The organism is Pseudomonas asplenii (assembly GCF_001293465.1).
GTDB lineage: Bacteria > Pseudomonadota > Gammaproteobacteria > Pseudomonadales > Pseudomonadaceae > Aquipseudomonas > Aquipseudomonas fuscovaginae_B.
The window spans coordinates 334,039-339,066 of record NZ_JSYZ01000009.1 but is presented as its reverse complement, the minus strand read 5'-3'; the positions used below and the strand labels follow the sequence as shown (position 1 = coordinate 339,066).

General features: G+C 61.6%; 7 protein-coding genes. 3 read left to right on the top strand and 4 right to left on the bottom strand.

The window, feature by feature from the left end; all coding sequences use genetic code 11:
• Positions 1–26: 26 nt before the first annotated feature.
• Both PF66_RS13345 and PF66_RS13340 read right to left on the bottom strand, forming a co-directional pair.
• On the bottom strand, positions 27–977 hold the full coding sequence (locus PF66_RS13345; protein WP_054062956.1) for an alpha/beta fold hydrolase: 951 nt from the start codon (positions 975–977) through the stop codon (positions 27–29).
• 257 nt (positions 978–1,234) lie between these two features.
• Complete coding sequence (locus PF66_RS13340) at positions 1,235–1,870, bottom strand: LysE family translocator (RefSeq protein WP_054060403.1); 636 nt, start codon at positions 1,868–1,870, stop codon at positions 1,235–1,237.
• A 119-nt stretch (positions 1,871–1,989) separates the two neighbouring features.
• Between PF66_RS13340 and PF66_RS13335 the strand changes: the two genes are divergently transcribed.
• On the top strand, positions 1,990–2,907 hold the full coding sequence (locus PF66_RS13335; RefSeq protein WP_054060410.1) for a LysR substrate-binding domain-containing protein: 918 nt from the start codon (positions 1,990–1,992) through the stop codon (positions 2,905–2,907).
• Between the two features lie 7 nt (positions 2,908–2,914).
• Here the strand turns inward: PF66_RS13335 and PF66_RS13330 are convergent, their stop codons facing one another.
• Positions 2,915–3,409: a DUF1543 domain-containing protein gene (locus PF66_RS13330; protein WP_054060402.1), complete on the bottom strand. Its 495-nt coding sequence runs from the start codon at positions 3,407–3,409 to the stop codon at positions 2,915–2,917.
• Between the two features lie 122 nt (positions 3,410–3,531).
• Here PF66_RS13330 and PF66_RS33940 point away from each other — a divergent pair, with 122 nt between their 5' ends.
• Together PF66_RS33940 and PF66_RS13320 are read left to right on the top strand one after the other, a co-directional pair.
• Positions 3,532–3,942: a hypothetical protein gene (locus tag PF66_RS33940; RefSeq protein ID WP_160320659.1), complete on the top strand. Its 411-nt coding sequence runs from the start codon at positions 3,532–3,534 to the stop codon at positions 3,940–3,942.
• Between the two features lie 174 nt (positions 3,943–4,116).
• Complete coding sequence (locus PF66_RS13320) at positions 4,117–4,635, top strand: DUF4142 domain-containing protein (protein ID WP_054062954.1); 519 nt, start codon at positions 4,117–4,119, stop codon at positions 4,633–4,635.
• Here PF66_RS13320 and PF66_RS13315 read toward each other — a convergent pair whose 3' ends face one another.
• Positions 4,636–4,896, bottom strand: coding sequence for a hypothetical protein (locus PF66_RS13315; RefSeq protein ID WP_054060399.1), 261 nt, complete (start codon positions 4,894–4,896; stop codon positions 4,636–4,638).
• Between the last annotated feature and the right edge of the window lie 132 nt (positions 4,897–5,028).

Here is a 5,028-nt window from a genome sequence, read left to right as displayed (position 1 = left end):
AATTTCGTACACAGCCTAGGCGTGTTTTACTGGGTGTAGTTCCTCCCAAGAAAATCCAGCAACGCCGCATTCACCTCCTCGGGCTTTTCGTTCTGGATCCAGTGCCCGCAATCCTCCAGCACCTGTTGTTCCAGATGGGGCACCACGTTGGGCATGCGCTTGATCGTATGCGCTTCCAGGGCACCGACCGGGTCGCGGTCGCCGACCATGAACAGTGTCGGTTGCAGTACCTGGGCCCCGGCCAGGAACTCGGTCTCTTGCCAGTTGCGTTCGAAGTTGCGGTACCAGTTCAGAGCGCCGTGAAAGCCCTTGCCGGCGAAGGTCTGGCGATAGGCCTCGAAGTCTTCTTCCGTGCACCAGTGCGGCAGTGCCGAGGGCATGTTCACGCCGTCAAACAGCCTGGCGTCGGCCGGCTTGCTCTGCAGGAACACCTCGGTATCGCCCATGAAGGTTCGCAGGGTGCGATCGATGTCCGCATCCAGTTCCTGCTCGGCAACACCCGGCTGCTGGAAGTAGAGAATGTAGTTGAAGCGATCGGCGAAGAACTCGCGCATGCTTTCGATGGCCGGGCGTTTGGAACGGCCGGCGAAGGGCACCGACAACGTCACCAGGGCCCGGACCCGCTGCGGCTCCAGCAGCGCCAGGTGCCAGGCTACCGGTGCGCCCCAGTCGTGGCCGATCATGGCGACCTGCTCGTGAGCGAAGGCCTGCATGGCGGCCTGGATGTCGCCACAGAGGGTCAGTAATGCGTAGGCTGCGCTGTCCGGCGGTGCGCTGCTGCGGCCGTAGCCGCGCATTTCCGGGACGAAGACCCGGTAACCGGCCTGAACCAGCGCCGGTACCTGCTTGCGCCAGGAGTGCCAGCACTCCGGGAAGCCGTGCAGCAGCCAGACCGGCCGACCCTCCTGGGGACCTGCCACATGTACGCTCAGGGTGATGCCGTTGACGGACAAGCTGTGCTGTTCGAGTGCGTTCATCCCGTGGGCTCCTGATCGGACGTATCGACCCTAGTGTCCTGTCTCGGAAATAGGCTGTGCCCTTTTGGCGGCGTCCTGGGCGCCCGGCCGGCGTTGCCGCTCCTCGCCATAGCCCTGCTATGACTCGTCGCGGCGCCTTGGCCGAACACCCAAGCCACTCGCTAAAAGAGAACTTATTCCCGAGACAGGACACTAGCAGAAACGCGGAATGGCGCTAATCATCATTCATTGATCGAATGATGACTGAAACACGCCTTTCAATGCAGGGCCACCAGCATCGACCGGGCGGCGTAGCCGGCACCGAAGATTGCCACCAGCAGCAGTACCAGGCTGGAGGCGAAAGTCACCTTGGCCTTGTGTCGGGCAGAGAACATCCGGTTGGCCAGGTGGATGTACAGACCCAGGATGATGAAGTCGACCAGGGCCCAGAGTACGGTCAGCAGCAGTGCGCTGTGGCCGAACGAAGGCGTGATCTGGATGAACTGCGGGAAGAAGGACACGAAAAAGATAATGTCCTTGGGGTTGGAGATACCCACCAGGAAACCTTTGAGGAAACCGCTGCGGGAACTGGGCAGCGGTTGCTGCACGGTGTCGTCCACTGGTGTGCGCAGGGCGTCCTTGAGCCCCTGAAGGCCCAGATGGCCGATGAACAGGCAGCCGATGAAGCTCACCAGGTTCAGCAGGTGTTCGTTGAGCGACAGGCTGCCGGCCAGGATCAGTACCGCCAGCAGGGCGAGCATCAGCGAGGCGCCATTGGTGCCGAGCACCGTGAGCATGGCGCGGCCGGTGCCAGCCTTCAGGCTGGTGTTGATCGCCAGGGCGACCACCGGGCCCGGGGTGACGATCAGCAGGGCAACGCTGAGCACGTAGAGCAGCAGTAGCGAGAAGTTCATGGCAGGGATGTCGCCTTTGTACGGGGATTCGAGGACGCCAAGCCTGAGGCGACACGGGCGGTTTGAAAAATGGATAAATCTGTGACCAACTATGATTATTAATCATGCTTGGTGTCTTCATGGCCGAACGTATCCCCCCGCTCTATGCCCTGCGTGCCTTCGAGGTGGCGGCGCGTTCCTGCTCGTTCACCCGGGCGGCCGAGGAACTGTCGCTGACCCAGAGTGCCATCAGCCGGCATATCCGTAATCTGGAAGAGTTGTTCGGCTGCCATCTGTTCGAGAGAAAGGGCCCCAAACTGCAACTGACCGACGCCGGGCAAGGCCTGGCCCAGGAGCTCAAGGCCGGCTTCAAGCTGATCGAGGACGCCTGTCTGCCGTTTCGGGCCAATGCCAGTCACCTGCGCCTCAAGGCACCGTCGAGCCTGACCATGCGCTGGCTGCTGCAGGTGCTGGAGAAACTCAAGACGGTGGAACCCGGGCTGCCGGTGCAATTGTCCAGCGTGTGGATGGACATCGACAGCGTGGACTTCTACGCCGAGCCCTACGATTGCGCGATCCTGCTCGGCGATGGGCATTTCGGGGCGCAGACCGAATGCTGCAAGCTGTTTGACGAGTGGCTGATTCCCATCTGCTCGAGCAAGGCCCTGGGCTCGGAGCCGTGGAGCCTGGAAACCCTGGAGCACCACGAACTGATCCACCCGTCGGCGGATCGCCGGGACTGGCGTCGCTGGTTGCGCCGCCTCGATCTCGACGAACGGGTCCGGCTCGACCGCGGCAAGGTGTTCGGTACCCTCGACCAGGGCATATCCGCGGCGATGCGCGGTCACGGCGTATCGATCGCCGACCTTGGCCTGGTGCTGGAGGATGTGCGTGACGGCCTGTTGGCCTTGCCGTTCATGACCGCCGTCGGTACCGGCGACAGCTACTACCTGGTCTGGCTCAAGGGCAGCCTGCGCAAGGAGCGGATCCTGGCGTTCCGCGATTTCCTCAATGGCGAATTGCCGCAGCTGGAACTGCCGCAGATCGAATTTCTCTGAGCCAGGGTCAGGGCAGGACGATGTAGTCGTTGCCCTGCACGATACCCCGGTGCGGTGCTTCCAGCAGCTCGACATAACGCCCGCCCACCTGGTCGATCGGCAGGCAGTCGTCGACGTCGAGCAGGGCGTCGGTGTGGGGCTTTTCCCACTCGCGGAGCATCTGCCGCTTGCCTTTGGCCTTGGCCTGCTCGCTGTTTTCGGCAACCACCAGCAGATACCGGTGGGCCTCGCCATAGACCCCGGCCTCATAGCCGCCAAGATTGATGAAGAACAGCCGTGGCGAGCCGGGCGCGGGGGCCAGGTCGCTGAAGCCGACCTTCCAGCGCTCGACGCCATCGACCCGCATCCAGGCATCGATATGCAGGCCCTTCTGGCTGCCGAACCAGTCCTGGCGCAACTGCGGATAGCTCGCCGCCAGGCTGTCGGCACGGACGAAGGCGACATCATGTACTTCTATCTTGGCCCGGGGATGTTTTCCGCCCAGCATCACCACCCACAACATTTCTGTTCCTTTTTGAGAGATCGGCGCGGTCCGCGCCGTTTTTCCAGCGTGCCTGCCATTATGTCGCAGTTGCTCGGACAGAAGCTTGCCCCAAGGGCGGCACCCCAGGAGGGAGGTGCTCAATGCTCCTCGCGATTACCCGTGTGCTTGGGGGCGCTGGCGGGAAGTGGCCGATGCAGCCAGGCCAGGCAAACCTCCTCGACATCGACCCAGTTGCCATTCTGCGGCCGGGTTCGGCAGCTCTTGAAAGCCAGGCAGATGCCGTTCTGGTCCAACAGGGCGAAATGGCGTGGGGAAGCGGGATAGGTGAGGAAAAAGCGGGGGGGAGTCATGGCGATGTTTCCGGTGGCTACCGGCCTTTTATAGGCGATATCTTCGGTGAAACCTCCATGAAAAATTGTGCAATTGTGTCGACCCAAGGAGCTGGAAATGACGCCCCGCCGCCTTTGCCGGTGCCTGGGCGCCTTGGTCTGGAAGGGAATTGCCATGACCTGCGGCAAGCCACGCGGAAGATGAAAATTCTTTCACTGTGACGGTTTCGCGCGGCGGATATAGTGTGATCGCTCGTTCAAAAGCTTCCCTTGCCCGCCCTCCCGCGGGCTTTTTTTGGCCCGCCGTTCGTCGCTGTCGTGCAGTTTTTTCTAAACCTTTGCCGCCTGGGGAATTCACAACCCGGTAGAGCACGGTTTTTCAACAGGAGGACAGCCATGAGCCGAAAGGCCCCACGACTACGCCCGATGTTTTTCAGCCTGATCCTCGGCTCCACCCTGGCCACCCAGGTACAGGCGCAGACCCCGGCCGAGTTTATCGACAGCGCTTCGGCGGCCGGTATCGCCGAGATCGAAACCAGCCGCCTGGCGATCCAGAAGACGTCCGCCACGGATATCAACAGCTACGCCGTGGAAATGATCAAGGATCATACCGACGCCAATCGCGACCTCAAGGCCATCGCCAGCAAGCACGACCTGCCGATGGCCTCCGATGCGCAAATCATGGACCGGGCCAGGAAACTGATGTTGCAGGTGCAGGAAGGCGAGTCATTCGACGTCGCGTACGTGGCCAACCAGATCAAGGCCCATGAACAAGCCATCAAGCTGTACGAGGACGAGGCCAGCCAGTCGCAGTCGCCCGAACTGAAGGCGTTCGCCGAGCAGACCTTGCCCAAGCTGCGCATGCACCTGGACATGGCCAGGAAACTGGAAATGAGTCATCACAAGGGCGACTGATCACAGCCGCTGCAGTCGACTGGTCTTGCTGCCCTGGCGCGACAGGACCATTTCCTCGAGGATTTCCCTGGCCAACCGGGCCAGGGATTCGCGCCCGCGGTAGTCGGCCCGGACGATGCCGGTCACGGCGAAGTGATCGGCATTGGGGCCACTGAGGATCGCCGACAGGGTTCCATCGGAATGCAGCGTGCATTCGACTTCGTAGCTGGGCAAACGGGAGGCCAGTTCGGCCTCGATTTCCGACTTGCTCAGTGTGTCCATTCCAAAGGCTCCATGTCCGGTGGGCAGTCCACTCAAAAGGATAGAATCCCCTCTCGCGTCGTGTTACAAGAATGTAAGTTCATGTTACGCCAAATCTGACGGCTCGGGCCTGCTAGGCTGTGTACGAAATTG